We start from the raw sequence: 20,705 nt of genomic DNA on the forward strand, positions 1-20,705 counted from the left end.
GGTGAAATAATGGATGGAATGAATAAACTCAAATATATTTCGACGGAACAAATGTTTGAAGGGATCATCGTTGAACTTCATGATGCCAGTGTGACGATCGACTTAAAAGGTCGATTAGGTCAGCTTAAAATACCTCGTCGAATGATCATTTCTGAATACAATTTAGAGATCGGTCAAGAAGTTGGGTTTTTAATGACTTATCCAGAAGTTTTGGCAGAAGAACCGGATGAACATTATAAAACTGCTATTTATGAGCACGAGCGTCGCCGGGCCGAAGCCAGAAAAAAACGTGAAGAAGCAAGAGAGGAGAATTAACACATGGGCTTAACAGTCTTTGAAGGGTTACAGTCAGAAATTTTTGTGCCGATTACGCCAAAATCTGTCTTTACCCCTGTGAAAAAAGAGCTTAAAGAAATGCGTGTGGCATTAGCAACTGCTGCCGGCGTACATTTGAAAACAGATAAACGATTCAACTTAGCGGGTGATACCACGTACCGCGAAGTACCAGATACAGCTAAAGTAGAGGAATTGATGGTTTCTCACGGCGGGTACGACAATGCCGATGCAAACCGTGACATCAATGCGATGTTCCCATTAGATCGTTTACATGAACTAGCGGCAGAAGGATTCATCAAAGAATCTGCACCTGTCCACTATGCTTTCATGGGCGGCGGCGGAGACCAGGACGCATTCCACGATGTAACTGGACCAGAAATCGCACAAAAATTAGTAGAAGAAGACGTCGATGCTGTCGTCTTGACCGCTGGCTGAGGAACCTGTCATAGAACTGCCGTGATCGTGCAGAGAGCTATTGAGGAAGCGGGAATTCCTACTATTTTAATCGCCGCGTTGCCACCAGTTGTACGCCAAAACGGGACACCACGTGCCGTTGCTCCGCGTGTACCAATGGGTGCAAATGCCGGTGAACCACATAACATTGAAATGCAGACAGGTATCATGAAAGATACTCTGAAAGCACTTGTAGCAATCGAAACGCCAGGGAAAATTGTTCCTTTACCTTATGAATACATTGCCCACGTCTAGAACATGAGGCGGATGGAATAAGTATTCAGCGTCGAGAAATAAGACGAAAAGCCTAAAAATTGGTTCTCCTATTTTTGCGGCTGTTCGCTTATTTCTAAGACGCTGCTTATTCAATCGCCGTTTATATTGGAAGTAGGTGTGAATAATGCGAGGCGAAACGCTAAAAATCAAAGTGTTTCATATGGAAGACGTCACCAGTGGCGACACCTTCCGTCTTGAACCCACTCGTTTGCAGATCAAGCAAGACTTTGACTGCGGAGACACCGCTATTCAGAAGCTGACGATTCGATTGCTCCCACCGCATCAGCATAATGTTGAGACCAACACCATCATGGATATCCTTCCGATCTCCACGAAGGTGTTGGGCGCGCTGGGGTCTGGGATCACGCATACACTTACCGGTGTTTCAGTCGTCATGACTGGGGCTATTGAGGATGGAGAACAAATGCATGAATTTGGCTCTTCTGAGGGTGTATTGCGTGATCATTTAGTATTGAATCGAGCAGGGACGCCTAACGCAGAGGATTATATTCTTTTGATTGATCTTCTAGCGAAAAAGGGGACTCCTTTTAATCGTGAGCTCTGTCTTAAAATGTTTGCGATCGTAGACGACTATATCCAAGAAATTCGCGAAAAGCTGAAGATGCTGGAAGGAAAAGAAGCCTGTGAGACCCATGTCTACGAAGACAAGACCAATCCAGGCAAGCCGAAAGTGGCTTTGGTGAAGCAGGTGGCGGGGCAAGGAGCGATGTACGATATGCTTCTTTATCCGAATGAACCTAGCGGCTTCAAAGGCGGCTGTTCCATCATCGACATGAACAATATGCCCGTCTTCTTGTCAGCGAATGAGTATCGCGATGGGGCGATTCGTTCGATGGTTTAACGTAACTAATGGATAGGTGGTGGTGGTATGGGGATCGGCCCATCAACCAAAGAAACATCTTTGCATCATTTTCAAGACCCACTGGTGGATCTGTTAAGCAACGATCCTGATATCGATTTTCAAGGAGTGGTTGTCGTTGGGACGCCGCAAAGCAACGCCATGAAATACCTCGTTGGTCAGCGTACGGCTGCATGGCTGGAAGGGATGCGCACGAATGGTGTGATCGCTTCGACCGATGGCTGGGGGAATTCAGATGTTGATTTTGCGAACACTTTGGAAGAGATCGGCCGCCGAGAGATTAGCGTGATTGGACTCAAGTTCATTGGTACACAAGCGAAGTTTGTTGTAGAAAATGACTTTACCACGCACGTTTTGGATTTCAACAAATCAGAAGCGGGGATCGAAACAGAGATCGTTGGTGAAAATACGATCAATCAGCGAGATGCTGTTAAAGCGCTTGCGTCGATCAAATTGAAAATGCGAAAAGACAATCAAGAAATACGATAACTGTTTAAAAAAATAGAAATAGTGGATGAAAAAATCATTCACTAGTACGAACAAGGGAGGATAATCATGAAAGTATCAAAAATGATCTCAGCAATCGACACACATACAGCAGGTGAAGCTGCCCGTCTGATCATCGGTGGAATTCCTAAATTCCCTGGTGAAACAATGGCTGATAAGAGAGCCTATTTGGAAAACGAAGCAGATGACCTTCGTAGAATGTTGATGCTGGAACCACGAGGACACCGTGATATGTTCGGCGCCTTCATTACAGAGCCTGTTCACAAAGAAGCAGACTATGGTATCATTTTTATGGATTCAGGCGGCTATTTGAACATGTGCGGCCACAACACGATCGCAGCGATGACTTCAGCAGTAGAACAAGGCTGGGTAGAGGTCAAAGAAGGCGAACGTGAAGTCAAAGTGGTTCAAGATACGCCAGCCGGGATCGTTCACGGAACGGTTCATCTGGATGAAGATTATTCAGCAGAATCTGTGTCATTTGAAAACGTGGAATCATTCCTTTATAAAGAAAACGTCACAGTTAATGTTCCGGATATCGGAGAATTGTCGATGGATATCTCCTTCGGCGGCAGCTTCTTTGCGATCTTGCCAGCCGCATCTGTTGGTCTGGAGATCAAACCAGAGAACGCATCGAAATTCAATGATTTTGGGATGATCATTCGTGATGCAGTGAACGAACAAATTGACATTCAACATCCAACATTGGCGCATATCAAAACTGTAGACCTTGTGGAATTTTATGGTCCAGCAACGAGCCCTGATGCGACGTATCAAAATGTGGTGGTATTTGGTGATGGACAGGTAGACCGCTCGCCATGCGGAACGGGAACCAGTGCCAAGCTTGCGACATTATACGGCAAGGGCGAAATGAAAGTCGGCGACACCTTCGTGTATGAAAGTATTCTTTGCACGAAGTTTAAAGGGGAGATTGTGGAAGAAGCTGAAGTTGGCGGATACAAAGCAATTATTCCTCGCGTAAGCGGTTCAGCGTATGTCACAGGATACAACTCATTCTTGGTTGATCCGAAAGATTCCTTGAAGGATGGATTCCTTTTAGGATAAAGATGAAGGAGGGGTAATATGGTAACGATTTTAGTAACATTATTTGCGGTGGTTCTAGCGGCACAAGCGGCTGGGATGGTCATTGACTTCTTGAGACACAAAGGCGACGACGGTGGCGGCTCATGGGGCGGCGGACTTGGGATTGGTTTTGTAACGAACTTTTTGGATACATTGGGAATTGGTAGTTTTGCCCCAACGACATTGCTTTTTGATGTCACCAAACAATTGAAAAACCCTCGTCATTTACCAGGAACATTGAACGTGGGACATGCGATCCCCGTATTGACACAAGCGATTTTATTCACGACGACAGTTGCCGTCCAACCATTGACGTTGGTTGCTTTGATTGGCTCAGCGACGGTTGGTTCGTATATCGGTTCAAACTTTGTAACAAAATTACCAGCTAAAAAAGTCCAATTGTATATGGGTGTTGCGTTGATCGCAACGGCGATCTTGATGGCTTTGAGACAGTTAGGGATGATCGACATCTTGGGTGCTGATAATACAGCGACTGGGTTGAGCGGTATCCGTTTGATCATCGGTGTTGTCGGAAACTTCATCTTCGGTGCGTTGATGACTGTTGGCTGCGGCTTGTACGCACCATGTATGGCAATGGTTTATATGCTTGGGATGAGTCCATTGGTTGCTTTCCCGATCATGATGGGTTCTTGTGCAGGCTTGATGCCCGCAGCAAGTATCAACTTTATCCGTACAGGCGACTATGCCCGTAAATTGAGCTTAGGCTTAGGGATCGGCGGCGTTGTCGGTGTATTCATCGCCTTTACCTTTGTGAAGAGCTTGAACCTTGATATTTTAGTATTCTTGATCGTATTAGTTGTTCTTTATACAGGCGCAACGTATATCAAAAAAGGCTTGTCAAAAGAACCTGAACAAAAAACAGCGTAATTGCTATCAAAACTACCTGCTTCTTTCGAGCAGGTAGTTTTTTTATGCCGGTTTAAAAAGATAAAAACAGCGGGCCGTTTTTTATTTCCCGCGCGTCAGGGGCCAGCGATGTTGCGTCTCAGAATTTCTTGATGATTGGAGAGGTCATTGGATCGAAAAAAAACCGTCTGAAATGCAAACAAGTCCCCAAAAAAGAGTTCGTATAAAAAACACGTGACAAGAATCACGAGAATAAAAGAAAATTCTTTATGCAATCGCTTAACACGAGAGAAAAAGGCGTATCTTATTCTTAACAAAGAGAGACGAAAATTTACATAGAGAAACAAAAAACAAACTGTTATAATAGAACACGTGAAGGATGGTGAAGAGGATGGAAACAGTCCAACAATTAATCGTCTGCGGCGGCTGTAATGCAAAAATTGGACCAGGAAATTTAGGGGAGCTCTTGGCAGATTTGCCGAAAGCGACTAGTGAAAAACTACTGGTGGGATTTGATTCAACTGACGATGCTGCTGTTATTAAATTACGAGAAGATCTGGCGATTATCCAGACATTAGATTTTTTCCCAACGATGGTCACTGACCCGTACCTTTTCGGGAAGATCGCGGCGGCCAATGCGCTGAGCGATGTGTATGCGATGGGAGGCGAGGTGCTTTCAGCATTAAATATCGTCGCCTTTCCAGAAGAAAAGGATTTAGGGATTCTAAAAGAAATTTTGCGGGGCGGCGCGGAGAAGGTGCAAGAAGCAGGGGCGATCTTAGCCGGCGGGCACTCGATCCATGATTCGTCTGTCAAATATGGTCTTTCTGTCACAGGAACGATCGATCCAACGAAGATCTACCAGAACAATACGTGTCAGTTAGGCGATCATTTGATTTTAACGAAGCCTTTGGGCGTGAGCATCATTACGGTGGGCTATAGCGCAGAGGAAATCAGTGAAGAGGCGTTTGTGAAAGCGACCACGAGCATGGAGACTTTGAATAAATATGCGATGGCGATCATCCGCAACTACGAGATCAATAGCTGTACGGATGTCACCGGCTTTGGATTGGCGGGGCATCTCCATGAAATGGTGAATGGTCAGTACAGTGCGGAGATCGATTCGGCACGTCTGCCATATTTTGAGGAAGCTTACCAAGGGGCGAAGGAATTTATCTTGACGGCTGGCGGCCAGCGCAATCGGAATTATATGGAAGACAAGATCGATTTTCAATTGAATGATTTTGGGATCGAGGAATTGCTCTTTGATCCGCAAACCTCTGGTGGATTGCTGGTCAGTGTACCAGCGGATGAAGCGGCAGCGCTAGTGGCGGAATTACAAGCAGCCGGGATTCCCGCACAGGATTTTGGTGCGATCATTGAAAAACAAGACAAGGAATTGATTGTTTATTAATCTCTGCTTGCAGCAGACAATAACGATAAAAAAGAACGGAGTGAACCAAATGTTTAAAATCGATGCATTAGGAAAAGCGTGTCCGTTACCGGTGATTGAAACAAAGAAAGCTTTGAGAGAACACGATGTCGTGGAAACCTTAGTGGACAATGAGATCGCGACACAAAACTTAAGAAAAATGGCGGAGCAGCTTGGCTATATTTATCAGATGGATCAGGATGCGCCGAATCACTACAAAGTGGTCATTTCAAAAGGAAACGCAGATATGATCGATGACGAGGAGCCGCAGGTCGCTGAGGCGATCGCAACCGTTGACGATTATATCGTCGTGGTGGACACCAATGTCATGGGGCGGGGTTCCGATGAATTAGGGAAAAACCTGTTGAAGGGCTTCATTTATTCCTTGACGGAACAAGATGTACTACCTGAAAAAGTCATCTTCTATAATGGCGGTGTGCAATCCGTCGTTGAAGGGTCTGATTCGCTGGAGGATATTCGCGGGTTGGCGGAGCAGGGCGTGGAGATCTACGCTTGCGGCGCGTGCCTGAACTTCTATGAGTTGACCGCGGCTGTCGGTGAGGTCACAAATATGTACCGAATCGTAGAAATGATGCGTCAAGCACCAAAAATCGTGAAACCATAAGCAAAACAAATGCATTACCAAATAGTAAAAACCTACAGGTTGAAACGAAAGAGCATTTTTCGAAGGAAGAATGACTAGTTGATCATGAAGGAGCAGTTTTTATGCAAACATACGGAGTTGCGTTGTTTTATTCGACCCGTGAGGCCATGAAAGCTGAGGAAATCGCGAAGAAAGCCCAACTCGCTGTTCGAATCATTCCCACACCGGAAAAGATTCATGCCAGTTGCGGCTTTTCTTTGAAATATCCACTGGCTGAAGAGGCGTCCCTGACCCTTTTGCTGACAGAAGCGGAGATCGTTTCGGAGGGCTTTTATCATGCGTCTCAAGAGGGCTTGAAAACGGACTATGAATTGATTCAGAAAGGATAACGGAATGGCAAATATAGTGATTGGAACGGCAGGGCATATCGATCATGGCAAGACGACCCTGATCAAAGCGCTGACCGGTATTGAGACGGACACCACCAGTGAGGAAAAGAAACGCGGGATGTCGATCAATTTAGGCTTTGCTTATTTGGACCTGCCGAATAACAAACGCGTCGGGATCGTGGATGTGCCTGGGCACGAGAAATTCATCAAAAACATGGTGGCTGGCTTGCCGGGCATCAATTTGGTTTTATTGGTGATCGATGCGGCAGAAGGGATCATGCCGCAAACAAAAGAACACATCGATATTTTGACCTTGTTGGGCATTCGTGAGTTCTTGTTGGTTTTGACCAAAGTGGATACGGTCGATCCCGAATTAAAGGAGCTGGTGGTCGAGGATATTCGCGACCAATTGGCGGATACGCCTTTAGCTGAGGCGGAGCTGATCGAGACCGATGCGGTGACCGGAACGGGAATCAAGGAGCTGTTGGCAACGATCCAGGCTCATTCGGAAGAGGTTCAGGAGCGTTCAGGCAGCGGGTCCGCACGGCTGAACGTGGACCGCGTGTTCAGTGTCAAAGGATTCGGGACAGTCGTGACCGGTACCTTACTGGATGGATCGGTGAATGCGGGGGACGACCTGTATCTTTATCCAAGTCAAAAAAAGACGCGGATACGAAACATCCAAGTCCATGAGACGGATGTAAAAAGTGCACAAGCAGGGCAGCGGACGGCCTTAAATTTAGCCAACATCGCCACCGACGAGATTCAACGGGGGGATGTTTTGTCGGTATCAGAGAAATTGGAAGACACGTGGATGCTGGATGTCAAAGTCACCTGTTTGCCAGAAGTGGAAACCGGCATCGGTCTTTGGGATCGGGTTCGATTGTTAGTCGGTACCCGTGAGGTGATGGCGCGGACCGTTCCGTTAGGCGTTGATTGGATCGGGCCAGGGGAAGACGGCTTCTTACAGCTCCGCTTGGAAGAGCAGGTAGCTGTCAAAGAGCGCGATCGGTTCATTCTGCGGTCGTATTCGCCGATGCATACCATCGCTGGCGGGGAGGTTCTCGATGCGGCGCCTCATAAACACCGCCGCTTCAAAGTAGAGATTCTTGAGAGCCTGAAGGCCAAAGAAGACGGCAGCTTGGATGAATTGATCGCCGATTTTATGGTCAATAAAAAGCAGCCATTTACAAAGGAAAAAGAGCTGCAAGAATATTTAGGCGCTGGAAAAGAAGAAATTCAGCCCATCCTAGCAGAAATGGTCGCAGCCGATCGGGTGATGGAGACGAAGGTCGGCTATCTGGCACAAGCGAGTTATCAAAAGCTTGCAGAGCAGGCAACGGAGATTTTGTCGTCGTATCATAAGCAATACCGGCTGCGGTTTGGGATGCCGATCGAAGAATTCCGTTCGCGGATGCGAGGGGTTCTTGCCGAGAAGGAAATCTCTACCTTGATCGCCTTATTAAAAGCAGATCTTGTCAAAGAAGCAAACGACCGACTTGCTTTGCAGACCTTCGATGTTGTCTTTAACAGCTACCAGCAAGCGGCGAAAGAAAAAATCGAACAAACGCTTGCGAAAAATGGCTTCACTCCGGTGAAAAAAGAAGACTTGTTTGGCTTAGATAAAAATGCGGAGGAAGTCTTGGAGGCGTTGAACGGAGATACGGTCGTCTTTTTGACTCATGAATATGTGCTATTAGGCACGGTATTCGACCAAGCGGTGAAGGTGATCCAAGACACGATCACGGCTCATGGACAAATGACGCTGGGAGATTTTCGCGATTTGACGGATTCTAGCCGGAAATCATCAATGCTGATCCTAGAGTACATGGATAAACAAGGGATCACCAAACGAGTGGAAAATTACCGCGTATTAGGCTAGGACACGAGTTAGAGAACGAAGAAAGAAAGAAGGGCAGAGGAATGGGTATTTACTTGGACAATGCGGCCACGACGGCGCAAAAACCGTCTGTTGTGGCAGAGGCGATGACAGCGACCCTTACAGGTGACTATGGGAATCCTTCCCGCGGTGCCCACGGGTATTCCTTAGCAGGGTACCGTGTGGCAGAGAAGGCACGCAATCAAATCAAAGCGCTGTTTCACGCCGATCAGCGGTATGAGGTCGCCTTTACCAATAATGCGACGGTGGCTCTGAATGAAGTCCTAAAGGGCTTGATCCAACCCGGCGATCATGTACTCACGACTTCTTGGGAGCACAATTCGGTCTTGCGTCCGCTGTACCAATTGGAGGCGCAGGGCGCACGTTTTGATGTGGTTTCCAGCGAAGCCGTGACCGGACGTCTACGTTACGACGAGTTTGTTGCAAAGGTCCGCCCTGAAACGAAGGCGGTGGTCTGCAATCAGGCCAGTAATGTCACAGGGAATCTGATGGATCTCGAATGGGTCACGACCTTTTGTGAAGAGCGAGGACTCTATCTGATTCTCGATGCGTCACAAACTGCTGGGGTCGTTCCCATTGATCTGACTGACGGAAAAGTCGCGGCAGTGTGCTTTACAGGGCACAAATCCTTGTACGGGCCACAAGGGACTGGCGGGGTTTGCCTGTTGAAAAATCTTCCGCTGGAACCTGTTCTCACAGGCGGTGACGGGATGCAGTCCTTTTCAAAAGTTCAGCCGAAGGAATTACCGACGTTGCTGGAGGCTGGCACGTTGAATATTCCCGGTTTGGCAGGACTGGCGGCGAGTGTCGAGTGGCTCCAAACCAACGAGAGCAACGGAGCGTTAGGGGATTATTTTTCCAAAGGATTACAGAACATCGAGGGTGTGACGGTGTATGGTGCGTTATCTGATCCGCGAGTGTCTGTCTTTTCCATCAACATCAAGGACGCAGAATCAGCATTGGTGAGTGATATTTTATGGGAAGAGTACCGCATCGCGACACGACCGGGGTATCACTGTGCGCCCTTGATGCATGACGCGTTGGGAACGGCGGATCGTGGAACTGTTCGCTTGTCGCTGTCTCACTTTACGACGCAGTCTGAGATCGACACCGTCTTAGAAGCGATTCAAAATTTGGCGTTACGCTAGGAAAGCAGGTGACCTATGTCAAAAGAAATTCAAACTATTTTAGCTAGTCTGCCTTCAGTGGATGTCTTACTGAAGCAGATCGATCCCGTCTATCCTCATGGGAAAGCGAAGGAGGCGACCCAAGAAGTCGTTGCCCGTCTGCGGGAATCCGTGGTGGAGGGCACACGGAAAACCGTGATTGACCGAGAAGAGGTACTGGCGATGATCCACAAGCAGCTAGAGGAAAAACAATTTTCACTGCGGCGGGTGATCAACGGGACAGGAACCGTGATCCATACGAATCTAGGACGTTCTTCCTTGAGTAAAACGATCCAAGAACAACTGCTGGCGACCAGTTTTAATTATTCAAATCTGGAGCTGGATCTTTCGAGCGGCAAGCGTGGCTCGCGCTACAGCCATTTGGTCTCTATCGTGAAGAAGCTCACAGACGCAGAAGATGTCTTGGTCGTGAACAACAATGCAGCGGCTGTCCTGCTGGTTCTGAGTACACTGACGCAGGACAAGGAAGTCTTGGTCTCACGGGGTGAATTAGTAGAGATCGGCGGGGCCTTCCGAATCCCTGACGTAGTGACCTCCAGCGGCGGAACGATCGTGGAAGTCGGCACCACCAACAAGACCCATTTGCGTGACTATGAACACGCGCTGACAGAAGAGACGGGTGCCGTCTTGAAAGTCCACACGAGCAATTATCGAATCGTCGGATTTACGGAAACGCCGAAGCTGACGGATTTAGCAACGCTTGCTCATGCCAACGACTTGCCGCTGATCAATGATTTAGGCAGCGGGCTGTTGATGGATATGCGGCCATTCGGCTTGCCTTATGAACCGACGGTGAAAGAAGTGCTGGATCAAGGCTGCGACATCGTGACCTTCAGCGGTGACAAGCTGTTGGGCGGACCGCAGGCAGGGATCATCGTTGGGAAAAAAGAATACATCGAAAAGATGAAGAAAAACCAACTGCTGCGCGCTTTGCGAATCGACAAGATGACGCTGGCTGCACTAGAAGCCACTTTGGCGCTGTATTTAGATGAAAAAGAAGCCTTAAAAACAGTTCCAACGCTGCAAATGATCAGTTTAAGTGAAGAAGACTGTTTAGGAAAAGCCGCGGAGCTTGCGGCGATGCTTCAGCCAATCACTGAATTGAGTATAAAAATCGAAAAAGACAGCAGCACGATCGGCGGCGGTTCGTATCCAGAACACTTGTTGCCAACGTATGCGGTGGTCTTGAGCTGTGAGAAATTCTCTCCAGACGAGCTGCAAGAGAAATTAAGATTTGCTGTCACCCCGATCATCAGCCGCATCAAGGACAACTGCAATTTCTTAGATATGCGAACCATCGCTGTCGAAGAATTCCCGATGATCCAAGAATGCTTGCAGGAAATCTTCGGATAGTGTATTGGGTTAGCATAAAGGAGTAAACATGAGTCAACCACAAAAACAATTGGTCGTCGTGTCGCATTGTGTTTTGAACCAAAATGCCGTGATCCATGGGTGGGAACGGGCACGGGGCGCCTTTCCCTTCGCGATCGAACTGCTGCGTCGCGGCATCGCGCTCATTCAATTGCCGTGTCCAGAATTTATCGTCTTAGGCGGCGACCGTCCACCGATGACCTACGAGGAATACCACGAGCTGCCGGACTTTCGCCAGACGTGTCAGGAGCTGCTGGCCCCGTGCATCCAGCAGATTCAAGCCTATCAAGTAGAAGGCTATGAATATCTAGGGGTGATCGGTATAAATGAAAGCCCTAATTGCGCCATCAGCGGACAACGCGGCGTATTAATGGAAGAATTTTTTAAAGAATGTCAAAAAAGACAGATTGCGAACAATTATTTAGAAGTACCCACGTGGTACGAAGAAGAGGAACAACGAGAATTTAATGACTCGTTGCAGGTGTTTTTAGAAAGAGGAGTGAAGAAATGAATAGTAAGGCAAAAGTGATCGCCATGTGTGCCATTGCGGTCGGGTTGAATGTTGTGTTGGGTGAAGCTGTCTCCATGATGAAGATTCCGCTATTATTTTTAGATACAATGGGAACGATTTATATTGCGGCGAATTTTGGGATGGGCTACGGGATTTTGACCGGAGTAACGACGAATTTGCTGATGGGACTGTTTAGCGGACCAATGGCGATCCCCTTCGCTTTAGTGAATGTTGCGGTCGCTATCGTCGTAGCGTTATTGGCGAAAAAGGGATTTGGCTATAAGGAAGCATTGATCGCAGGGATATTGCTGGCCGTTATTTGCCCGATGATCGGTGCACCGATCCGATTGGCGTTGTTCGGCGGCTTTACCGGATCAGGCACGGACGTGGTCATTATGGCGCTCAGGGCGTCTGGCAAAGAAATGATCAGTGCCACCTATTGGGGCGCAGTCATGGGAAATATCGTCGACAAGATCGTTTCCTGTTTACTGGTCGCATGGTTTATCAAATTGCCGCAGATGAAGCGTTTTGCTGTCAAATGAGCGTGAATACCTTCTACGGCTGAGGGACTTAGCCTAGAACATTTAAAATGAGTGGGTTTCGACGGAATTAGTTGAAGCTTGCTCATTTTTTGTTGGTTAGAAAAGAATTCTTTGTTGCCGGTTTCAGGTATGGTATTCTTTAGTGGACGAAACACACGAAAGGAGGGAATTTATCAATGGTCTGTGTGTCAAAAATAACGTTGAATGAAGATCGCTTACGTTTTCATATCAGCTTTTGTCATGCAATTGCTTTTAAATCAGTGGTCAAGGGAGAAGTATGCTCAAAAACACTGACAATAAAAGAAAATACATGACCATGTGGTAAAATCCTGAATTTTTAGACGTTTAAATAATAACAGGGTCATGTTTGGAATATCCAAACATGATTTTTTATTTTTCCCGTGGTCTCGACTAAGGGAGAGAAACACGATGTTGATTCAAGCAAACATGATCACAAAAAAATTTAGTACGAGCCCTGTTTTTGAAGGGTTGACGCTCGCGATTTATCCAGGCGATAAAATAGGCTTAGTAGGAATGAATGGCTGTGGCAAGAGCACGCTGCTGCGCATATTGACAGGCGAAGAAGGGATCGAAGCTGGAACTGTCGCGCGGCGAAAAGGAGTGTCGATCGGGTATGTTCCTCAAACATTGGCCTACAGCGAGACGAGTGTAAAAGACTACTTGTTCAACAGCTTTGAAAAAGTTGCCGCTTTACGCCAACGCTTGCGAAAAATCGAGGAAGCCATGACCGATCCGCAGGCAAATTTCGAGGTGCTGCTGCAAAAATATGGGCAGTTGCAAGAGCGCTATGAAGAAGCCGGCGGGTATACATTAGAGGATCGGATCGCTGCTACGATGAAGGGCTTAGGCATTGAGGAAAAACTTGAGGCATCCCTTTCCTCATTGAGCGGAGGGCAGCGTGTCCGCGTTGAATTAGCTAGAGTATTGACAGAACCAGCAGACGTTTTGCTTCTGGATGAGCCGACCAATCATCTGGACATTGACGGCATTCATTGGTTAGAAAATTATTTAAGCCACAGCAAACAGGCGTATCTGGTGATCTCCCACGATCGGGTATTTCTGGATACGGTCGTGACGCGTATTGTGGAGATTGAAGGGGAGCAAGCCGTCAGCTATCCGGGAAATTATAGCAACTATGCACAACTCAAACGCGAAAGAATCGTGTTGCTGCAAAAGAATTTTGACCTGCAACAAAAGGAAATCCAACGGCTGCAGCGGATGAGTCGCCGGTATCGCCAATGGGGTCAGGAAAGCGATAATGAAGATTTTTTCCGTAAAGCGAAAGAAATCGAAAGACGAATAGAAAAATTAAAACACGCGTTGATCAAACCGCCAGAATCTGGCAAGAATCGGTTGCAGCAGGTCACGCAAGCCAATCGCTCAGGAAAAGAAGTTCTTGTGGCTGAGGAAATCGGCAAGTTTGTCGGCGACCGCTTGTTGTTCTCAGATTCAACCTTCATGATCTATCGGCAAGAAAGGTTGGCGTTGACAGGCGCGAATGGCAGCGGCAAATCCACGTTGATCCGCTGTCTATTGGGAGAAACTTCGTTGGATGAGGGCACGATTCGATTGGGTGCGAATGTGAAGATCGGCTACCTTCCCCAAAAACTATTTTTTGCCAACCCCAAGCAACGTCTGCTGGCCTATGTGCAAGACGTGCTGCCAGAAGAACAAAAAGCGCGCCGAACACTGGCGCAATTCGGTTTCTTTGCGGAAGATGTGACGAAACGAATCCAAGACCTTTCTGGCGGCGAACAAATGCGGATCTATCTATTGAAACTTTTGCAACAGAAAATCAACTTTTTGATTTTAGATGAACCGACGAATCATTTAGACATTGCCGGCAAAGAAGAACTCGAAACAATCTTAGCCGCTTATGAAGAAACGATTTTAGTAGTCTCCCACGACCGGTATTTTTTGCGGGAGGTCACGGATGGGCAGTTGGCAATAACGGATGGAAGCATTTGCAAGCACACGTTGCCAGTTATACAATAGCGTTGGACCAGCAGTCATGGAGCGTGGCTGCTGGTTTTTTTGCGGGAAATGACTGAAATGACAAAACTGTTAGGTGTTTTTAGGCTCTATCAATGGTTGATTTTGCAGGAAGTTTGTATAGTAGGCGTAGAAAGAAAAAAGGAGCAATCAGTGATGAAAAAATTTTTGATTGGTTTGATTAGTTTAATCGTTCTCGCCTATGTAGGCTTACAAATAGCAGATAAAGTTGTGAAAAGCGGGGATGATTACTACGTTCAGATCACCACAGACGGGAAACGTCTCAACGAGAAAGACGATAGCGGCAATGACTTCGTCGATTATAAATATGAATTGCCTGGCTATGACAAGGAAGGCAAGAAAAAGGACTTGGATTTCAACGCCAACAAAGATCGTCCATTGCGACGCGAGGCCTTTCTTAAAGTAACGTGGAACAAGAGCAAAGGGGTCACTTCCTATGAAGAGGTCCAACAAAAGGAACTGCCCAAAAAAGCAGCAGAAAAACTAGGCGTTTAATATTCTGTCAGAAAACAGGTATAAACTTTCAGCATTTCGGTGCTGAAAGTTATTTTTTAAATGAATGTAGGAGTGATAGCATGGAAAAAATCGTAACCGTCGATGCCGTAAAGAAAACCTACGGCAAAGGCAATCAGAAAAAAACGGAAGCCTTAAAAGGCATTTCATTTGAAGTAGAAAAAGGAGAATTCGTCGGGATCATGGGCGCATCAGGCTCAGGAAAATCCACCCTGTTGAATTTATTAGCGACTTTAGACAAGCCGACAGAAGGACAAATCAGCATCAACCAAGACGATGTCACTAAATTGTCTGGCAATCAATTGGCAGATTTTCGGAGCCGCGAGATCGGCTTCATCTTCCAAGACTTTAATTTATTAGAAAATCTAACGGCGGCGGAAAATATCGCTGTGCCCTTGTCCTTGCAGGGCGTGAAGGCTAAAGAAATCCATCGACGGGTCTCAGAAGTCGCGCAGCGTTTGTCGATTGACGGGATCTTAAACAGCTATCCTGCACAAATCTCTGGCGGGCAAAAGCAACGTGTGGCGGCAGCACGTGCCTTGATCACACAGCCGACGATCTTGCTTGGGGATGAACCCACAGGAGCATTGGATTCAAACAGCGCCCGGGATCTGTTGGACACGATGGAGGAATTGAACCAAAAGGACCAAGTATCGATTCTCTTAGTGACCCACGATCCTTTCTCAGCCAGCTATTGTCAACGAATTCTCTTCATTAAAGATGGCGTGATCTATCAAGAGGTGAAACGAGAAAATCAAACGCGGGAAGCTTTTTATCGTCAGATTTTAAGTATTCTCGGGAACTTGGAACAGTAGGGGGTGCCGTTCGATGCTTTTAAAATTATCACTTACTGGGATCAAGGGACGTTTGCGTGATTACATCGTTTTGTTCTCCGGCTTAGTCGTCGCTTCAGGAATTTTTTATATGTTTGAAGGTTTGGCTACAAATACGGCCTTCCTAGAAAGCAACTCCATGGTCAAATCGATCGTGTTCATTTTTCATTTAGGAACGGTCTTGCTGTCGATCATTACCTTTGTCTACATTCTGTATGCCAATTCCTTCTTGATGACGATGCGCCAGAAGGACTATGCGATGTTCATGATGCTTGGGGCAAAAGGACGCAAGATCGCTCAATTGATATTTATTGAAACGTTTGTGGTTGGCGTCAGTGCCACCATCGTTGGAACCGTCCTGGGCATTGGATTGAGCAGTGTCGTCCAGCAATTATTGGTCAAACAGTTGGCGATCAAGATTACCCACTTTACGGCCGTCAGTTCGTCGGCAGCGCTGTTTACGTTGATTTTTTTCACTGTCATTTTTCTGTTGGCAGCCTTTGTCAACGCCATGACGATCGTGAAAAAGCCGATCCTGACATTGCTGCGAGCAGGCGAGACACCGATGCCGGCAAATCGCAAACCATTTACGCTGCTGCTAGAGGTAATTGCGGGCATCGCGTTTCTGGCTATCGGCTATTTCATGATGTCACAAGTCATGACCTTGGCATTTTTCGCCTTGATCACTGCCCTGATCACGATTGTTTTAGGAACGTATTTTGTTTTCCATTCGATCTTGATCTTCGTTTTAGACCTGTTGAAACGTCGGGACAGTATCGCGTTGAAAAAATTGAACAATTTCACGCTCTCGCAACTAAGTTTCCGTATCCAGGATTACACGAGGATTTTATCCATGGTGGCGATGCTCTTTGCTCTTGCATTAGGAGCGATCACCGTTGGGTTGGGCTTTCACAATGAGATCATGAAAATGACGGACGCCACTTCAACCTATGATCTTGTGCTGAACAATGGGCAAGAATTCACCGCGTCTGATTTAAAAGGGCTCTCGACTTCTTCCGATGTGGCGTATCAGCAAAAAGAAGACAAGGATACCGTTTATTACGATCGGGAACAATTCAATCAAACACCTTTCAAAACCAAAATATTTACCTCAAACCGCCAAACAAAGACGGTTGGCTTTGATGGGGAGAAATTAGCCAGCGATGTCACTGCGTCAGACCAGCTCCGAACCTTGGAATTGCCTGAACAAAGTGCCAAGAAGCATCAATTTGTCTCCAATCAAGAATTTGCGGCGTTGCCGGGAAAAACAACGGAATTACGTCTAATCACGGTGAAGGACTTCGAGAAAGACCGAGACGCCTTGACAAAATTAGCCAATGAGAACTTCCAAAAAAATCCGACATTAGACAAGGATATGGGTGGGATGAGCCAGAAAGCTTTGGTCTATGAGCTATACAACGCCTTGTTCTCAGGCTTTGAATTTATGGGCTTCTTCTTAGGGATCGCCTTTTTGACGATGCTGGCAAGCTGCCTGATGTTCAAGATCTTGTCAGGAGCCAAAAGCGATATCCAACGATACAGCATGCTGGAAAAAATCGGCGCACGCCAAAAGCTCTTGAAACAATCTATTCGCAAAGAGATCGGCATTCTTTTCCTAGTTCCAGGACTGTTAGGGGTGACCCACGTGCTCTTTGGACTGCAAATGTTCAACACGCTCCTAAGTGATCCCTACAGCAATCTCTGGCTGCCATTCCTGATTTTCTTCGTGCTATACTTTGTCTATTATTTATTGACAGTGTGGATCTATACAGGAATCGTGATGAAACGCGAGGGGTAACAAAAATCCGGCAATGCCGGTTTTTTTGTTATTTTATCCCAGTTTCTTAAGAATGTGAATTTTTTATGTCTTGGAAAGTGGGTAAGGGATGCTACAAAAAGCAAGTATATCGGGATTTTTCTTTGCATTTTGAACGTAAAAAAACGATTTACGTTCAAAATGTAAAATTGAGCGATGAAGCTTAATTTAAAATGCATTTTTTTAAAATCTGCTCTATAGTAGATACGGACAATTTAATAGAGAAAGAAGTGTTCCGGATGAACCGGGTAAAAAAAGCTTTTAGCAACCGCTGGGTGATTTTACTGACAGCGAGTATGCTCTTTTGGGCGAAAACGATTTTAGCCTATTACGTAGATTTTTCATTAGGTGTAGAGGGGTCCGTTCAAACCTTCATTTTGTGGATCAATCCAATCGCTACGACCTTGTTGATGTTTGGCGTGTTTTTGTACGTCAAAAAGTTCAAGCCGGCTCTGGTGGTCTTGTTCTTGATGGATCTGTTGAACACCGTGATCCTCTATTTGAACGTGATCTTCTATCGTGAATTCACCGATTTTGTGACGATCAAATCGATTTTAGGCTTTTCTAAAGTGTCGCAAGGCATCTCCGGCAGCTCCTTTGCCTTGATGAAGCCCCATGATGTGTTGTACTGGATCGATTTGGCAGTATTTTTAGGGATTCTGATTTACCTCTTTGCCAAGCGCAAAGAAATCGTCAGCAAGCCTGCCAAAAAAACTGTTGCCATCGCTGTGAGCTGTTTGGCCGCGTTGACCTTCTCGATCAACCTATCCATGAGTGAAGCCGATCGGCCGCAATTATTGCAACGGACCTTTGACCGTTCCTATATTGTAAAATATTTGGGATTGGACGCCTTTACCGTGTATGACGGCATCAAGACGGAGCAAACGAACAGTGTGCGTGCCCACGCCTCAAGCAACGGATTAACGGATATTTTGAAATATACCAAGTCCCACTATGCGGCGCCTGATCCAAGCAAGTACGGGATCGCGAAGGGAAAAAATATCATCGTGATCCATTTGGAAAGCTTCCAGCAATTTTTGATCAATATGAAAGTGGATGGACAAGAAGTAACGCCATTCTTAAACAGCTTAGAAAACGACAATAAACAAACGCTGGCCTTTGATAATTTCTTCCATGAAGTCGGCCAAGGGAAAACCAGTGACGCGGAAAATATGCTGGAAACAGGTACGTTTGGGTTGCCGCAAGGTTCGCTGTTTACACAACTAGGCTCGGACAATACGTTCCAGGCCGCTCCAGCGATCTTACAGCAGCAAGCAGGCTACACCAGCGCCGTGTTCCACGGAAATGTCGGCAGCTTCTGGAATCGCGACCACGTCTATAAAAATCTCGGCTATCAAAATTTCTTCGATCGCTCCTACTTCAATCAGTCGGATGAAAATCTAGGCTACGGGATCTTGGACAAGGATATGCTGAAGGAAACGGTAGGGCATCTAGAACACTTGCAACAACCGTTTTACTCAAAATTCTTGACCGTTACCAATCACACGCCTTATTTGACGGATGGAAAGAACTTTAATTTCCCTGCATTGAAGACGGGCAACAGCACTGTCGATGATTATGTTCGGACGGCACATTACTTGGATGAATCGCTGCGCCAATTCTTTGACTATCTAAAAGCGTCAGGCATTTATCAAAACTCGATCTTTATGATTTACGGCGACCACTTTGGGATCTCTGACAGCAACAATAAAGATCTCGCAAAGGCAATCGGAAAAGATCCTACGACTTGGGATAAATTTGACGATTCTCAAATGCAGCGGGTGCCATTGATGTTCCATATCCCAGGCTATACAAATGGCGGTATCCAACATCAGTACGGCGGGGAGATCGACGTTTTGCCAACCCTCTTGCATTTGATGGGAATCGACAATCAAAAATACATTCAATTCGGGACCGATCTGTTTTCTCCAAAACACGATCAAACCGTGGCTTTCCGTAATGGTGATTTCGTTTCACCTGCGTATACGGAATTAGGCGGCGACACCTACGATACGAAGACGGGTGAAAAGGTTGATCCTCAAGCCTTGGGTATCCAACCTCAGATCGATAAGGAACAAAAGCAAGTCAAGCAAGCGCTGAGCCTGTCCGACAAGCTGAACCAAGAAAATCTGCTGCGCTTCTATACACCAGAAGGGTTCACGCCTGTTGATCCGAAGAAATACGACTATCACGATCTGGATAAAAAGAACGCGGAGATCGAAAAAGAGAAGGGCGGCCAATCAACCAGCCTTTACTCGAAGAACGGCAATAAAACGACCACAGCCCTTTATCCACCGATCCAATAGTTTCCAACTGTAAAGAAAAATCAAAAAATACTTTACAAATATAAAGCCAAACGCTGAAAAACTTTCCAAAAAGAAAGTGCCGCAGGGTTTGGCTTTTTTCTTGTCTCGTTAAAGAAGAGGGAGTCTAATCCCCGCAAGGCTATAATTAGGTAAGTTAGGGAGGCCTTTGGTAAACTAAAGAGGAGCAAAAAAAGAAAGGTGAGGCAACTATGGCAACCTTGGAAAAGTTGATTCCAATTATTTTTCATCCAATCGTGCTGTTATTGGATATATTATCGATCTGCATTATTTTGTACGGGGCGGTTTTTTCATTTATGAAACTGCTGCAACGAGGAAAAGAATCCAGCCAGTTATCTGCGCTACACAAGATCAAATACATTAAAGCCTATTTAGGCAGCTATATACTATTAAGTTTAGAATTTCTTATCGTCGCCGATATTATTGAAACAATCATTAATCCGACATTCCAAGACATTCTCAAGTTAGGATTGATCGTTTTGATTCGGACCACGATCTCCTACTTCCTAAACAAAGAAATCAACGAATTCTCCGAGCAGCAGCAGTAGAAGCGGTAAAGGCTTAAACCAATTAGTTAGTCATTTTTTAAAAGAAAGAAGTTTCTCAGAGAGGGAAAATTCTTTCTTTTTTTCTTATGAAATTGTTATTGATTCCCCTTTGAATGAATGGTATGATTGTTTTGTTTCGGGAGTGGATGGGTTCTGGTGTTCCCTCTGGTCTTCAAAACCAGTATGAGGAGTTAAGAGCTTCTTGGGTGAGTTCGATTCTCACACATTCCCGCCAATATGATTATTATGTCCGATAAACATTGATACAGAGCGCTTTCTGTTAAATGTTTGTCGGATTT

General features: G+C 46.1%; 20 protein-coding genes and 1 tRNA gene. All 21 read left to right on the top strand.

Annotation, left to right across the window (positions count from 1 at the left end):
* Window positions 1–9 precede the first annotated feature (9 nt).
* The 21 genes from IGI66_RS18225 to IGI66_RS18325 all read left to right on the top strand — a co-directional run bounded on the left by IGI66_RS18225 (window position 10) and on the right by IGI66_RS18325 (window position 20,641).
* Window positions 10–315, top strand: a complete 306-nt coding sequence (locus IGI66_RS18225; RefSeq protein WP_010741587.1) for a CBO2463/CBO2479 domain-containing protein — start codon at window positions 10–12, stop codon at window positions 313–315.
* A gap of 3 nt (window positions 316–318) precedes the next feature.
* Entirely contained in the window at window positions 319–1,044 is a 726-nt protein-coding gene (gene prdB, locus IGI66_RS18230; RefSeq protein ID WP_438849866.1) for a D-proline reductase (dithiol) protein PrdB, read from the top strand.
* 145 nt (window positions 1,045–1,189) lie between these two features.
* Window positions 1,190–1,927 (top strand): proline reductase cluster protein PrdD, encoded by a 738-nt coding sequence (gene prdD / locus IGI66_RS18235; protein ID WP_435934791.1) that lies wholly within the window; start codon window positions 1,190–1,192, stop codon window positions 1,925–1,927.
* A gap of 27 nt (window positions 1,928–1,954) precedes the next feature.
* Window positions 1,955–2,434, top strand: a complete 480-nt coding sequence (locus tag IGI66_RS18240; protein ID WP_438849867.1) for a glycine/sarcosine/betaine reductase component B subunit — start codon at window positions 1,955–1,957, stop codon at window positions 2,432–2,434.
* Window positions 2,435–2,500: 66 nt separating this feature from the next.
* Window positions 2,501–3,517 (top strand): proline racemase family protein, encoded by a 1,017-nt coding sequence (locus IGI66_RS18245; protein WP_438849868.1) that lies wholly within the window; start codon window positions 2,501–2,503, stop codon window positions 3,515–3,517.
* A gap of 18 nt (window positions 3,518–3,535) precedes the next feature.
* Window positions 3,536–4,423, top strand: a complete 888-nt coding sequence (locus IGI66_RS18250; protein WP_010778866.1) for a hypothetical protein — start codon at window positions 3,536–3,538, stop codon at window positions 4,421–4,423.
* 370 nt (window positions 4,424–4,793) lie between these two features.
* A complete protein-coding gene (selD, locus tag IGI66_RS18255; RefSeq protein ID WP_438849869.1) occupies window positions 4,794–5,816 on the top strand; it encodes a selenide, water dikinase SelD in 1,023 nt (340 codons plus the stop codon).
* A gap of 49 nt (window positions 5,817–5,865) precedes the next feature.
* Window positions 5,866–6,459, top strand: a complete 594-nt coding sequence (gene yedF, locus IGI66_RS18260) for a sulfurtransferase-like selenium metabolism protein YedF (protein WP_114525800.1) — start codon at window positions 5,866–5,868, stop codon at window positions 6,457–6,459.
* A 101-nt stretch (window positions 6,460–6,560) separates the two neighbouring features.
* A complete protein-coding gene (locus IGI66_RS18265; RefSeq protein WP_010778869.1) occupies window positions 6,561–6,827 on the top strand; it encodes a DUF3343 domain-containing protein in 267 nt (88 codons plus the stop codon).
* Window positions 6,828–6,831: 4 nt separating this feature from the next.
* On the top strand, window positions 6,832–8,709 hold the full coding sequence (selB, locus tag IGI66_RS18270) for a selenocysteine-specific translation elongation factor (protein ID WP_438849870.1): 1,878 nt from the start codon (window positions 6,832–6,834) through the stop codon (window positions 8,707–8,709).
* Window positions 8,710–8,750: 41 nt separating this feature from the next.
* The gene (locus tag IGI66_RS18275) at window positions 8,751–9,875 is read left to right on the top strand and encodes an aminotransferase class V-fold PLP-dependent enzyme (protein WP_438849871.1); all 1,125 of its coding nucleotides are present in this window, start codon (window positions 8,751–8,753) and stop codon (window positions 9,873–9,875) included.
* Window positions 9,876–9,890: 15 nt separating this feature from the next.
* Window positions 9,891–11,267 (top strand): L-seryl-tRNA(Sec) selenium transferase, encoded by a 1,377-nt coding sequence (gene selA / locus IGI66_RS18280; protein ID WP_438849872.1) that lies wholly within the window; start codon window positions 9,891–9,893, stop codon window positions 11,265–11,267.
* Window positions 11,268–11,295: 28 nt separating this feature from the next.
* The gene (locus IGI66_RS18285; protein WP_438849873.1) at window positions 11,296–11,796 is read left to right on the top strand and encodes a CD3072 family TudS-related putative desulfidase; all 501 of its coding nucleotides are present in this window, start codon (window positions 11,296–11,298) and stop codon (window positions 11,794–11,796) included.
* Window positions 11,793–12,338 carry a CD3073 family putative ECF transporter S component gene (locus IGI66_RS18290; RefSeq protein WP_010778874.1) on the top strand — a complete coding sequence of 182 codons (546 nt, stop codon included), beginning with the start codon at window positions 11,793–11,795 and terminating at the stop codon, window positions 12,336–12,338. The genes IGI66_RS18285 and IGI66_RS18290 overlap by 4 nt, the downstream gene beginning before the upstream one ends.
* A gap of 429 nt (window positions 12,339–12,767) precedes the next feature.
* Window positions 12,768–14,354 (top strand): ribosomal protection-like ABC-F family protein, encoded by a 1,587-nt coding sequence (abc-f, locus tag IGI66_RS18295; RefSeq protein ID WP_438849874.1) that lies wholly within the window; start codon window positions 12,768–12,770, stop codon window positions 14,352–14,354.
* Between the two features lie 153 nt (window positions 14,355–14,507).
* Window positions 14,508–14,867 (top strand): YxeA family protein, encoded by a 360-nt coding sequence (locus tag IGI66_RS18300; protein ID WP_010778877.1) that lies wholly within the window; start codon window positions 14,508–14,510, stop codon window positions 14,865–14,867.
* 80 nt (window positions 14,868–14,947) lie between these two features.
* Entirely contained in the window at window positions 14,948–15,700 is a 753-nt protein-coding gene (locus IGI66_RS18305) for an ABC transporter ATP-binding protein (protein ID WP_010778878.1), read from the top strand.
* 13 nt (window positions 15,701–15,713) lie between these two features.
* Entirely contained in the window at window positions 15,714–17,516 is a 1,803-nt protein-coding gene (locus IGI66_RS18310; RefSeq protein WP_114525794.1) for an FtsX-like permease family protein, read from the top strand.
* A gap of 257 nt (window positions 17,517–17,773) precedes the next feature.
* Window positions 17,774–19,840: an LTA synthase family protein gene (locus tag IGI66_RS18315; RefSeq protein WP_438849875.1), complete on the top strand. Its 2,067-nt coding sequence runs from the start codon at window positions 17,774–17,776 to the stop codon at window positions 19,838–19,840.
* 209 nt (window positions 19,841–20,049) lie between these two features.
* Window positions 20,050–20,406, top strand: a complete 357-nt coding sequence (locus IGI66_RS18320) for a DUF1622 domain-containing protein (protein WP_114525792.1) — start codon at window positions 20,050–20,052, stop codon at window positions 20,404–20,406.
* A gap of 138 nt (window positions 20,407–20,544) precedes the next feature.
* Window positions 20,545–20,641 (top strand) — tRNA-Sec (locus tag IGI66_RS18325).
* Window positions 20,642–20,705 lie beyond the last annotated feature (64 nt).

It is taken from the genome of Enterococcus sp. AZ048, from assembly GCF_051715125.1.
Taxonomy (GTDB): Bacteria; Bacillota; Bacilli; order Lactobacillales; family Enterococcaceae; genus Enterococcus_A; species Enterococcus_A gilvus.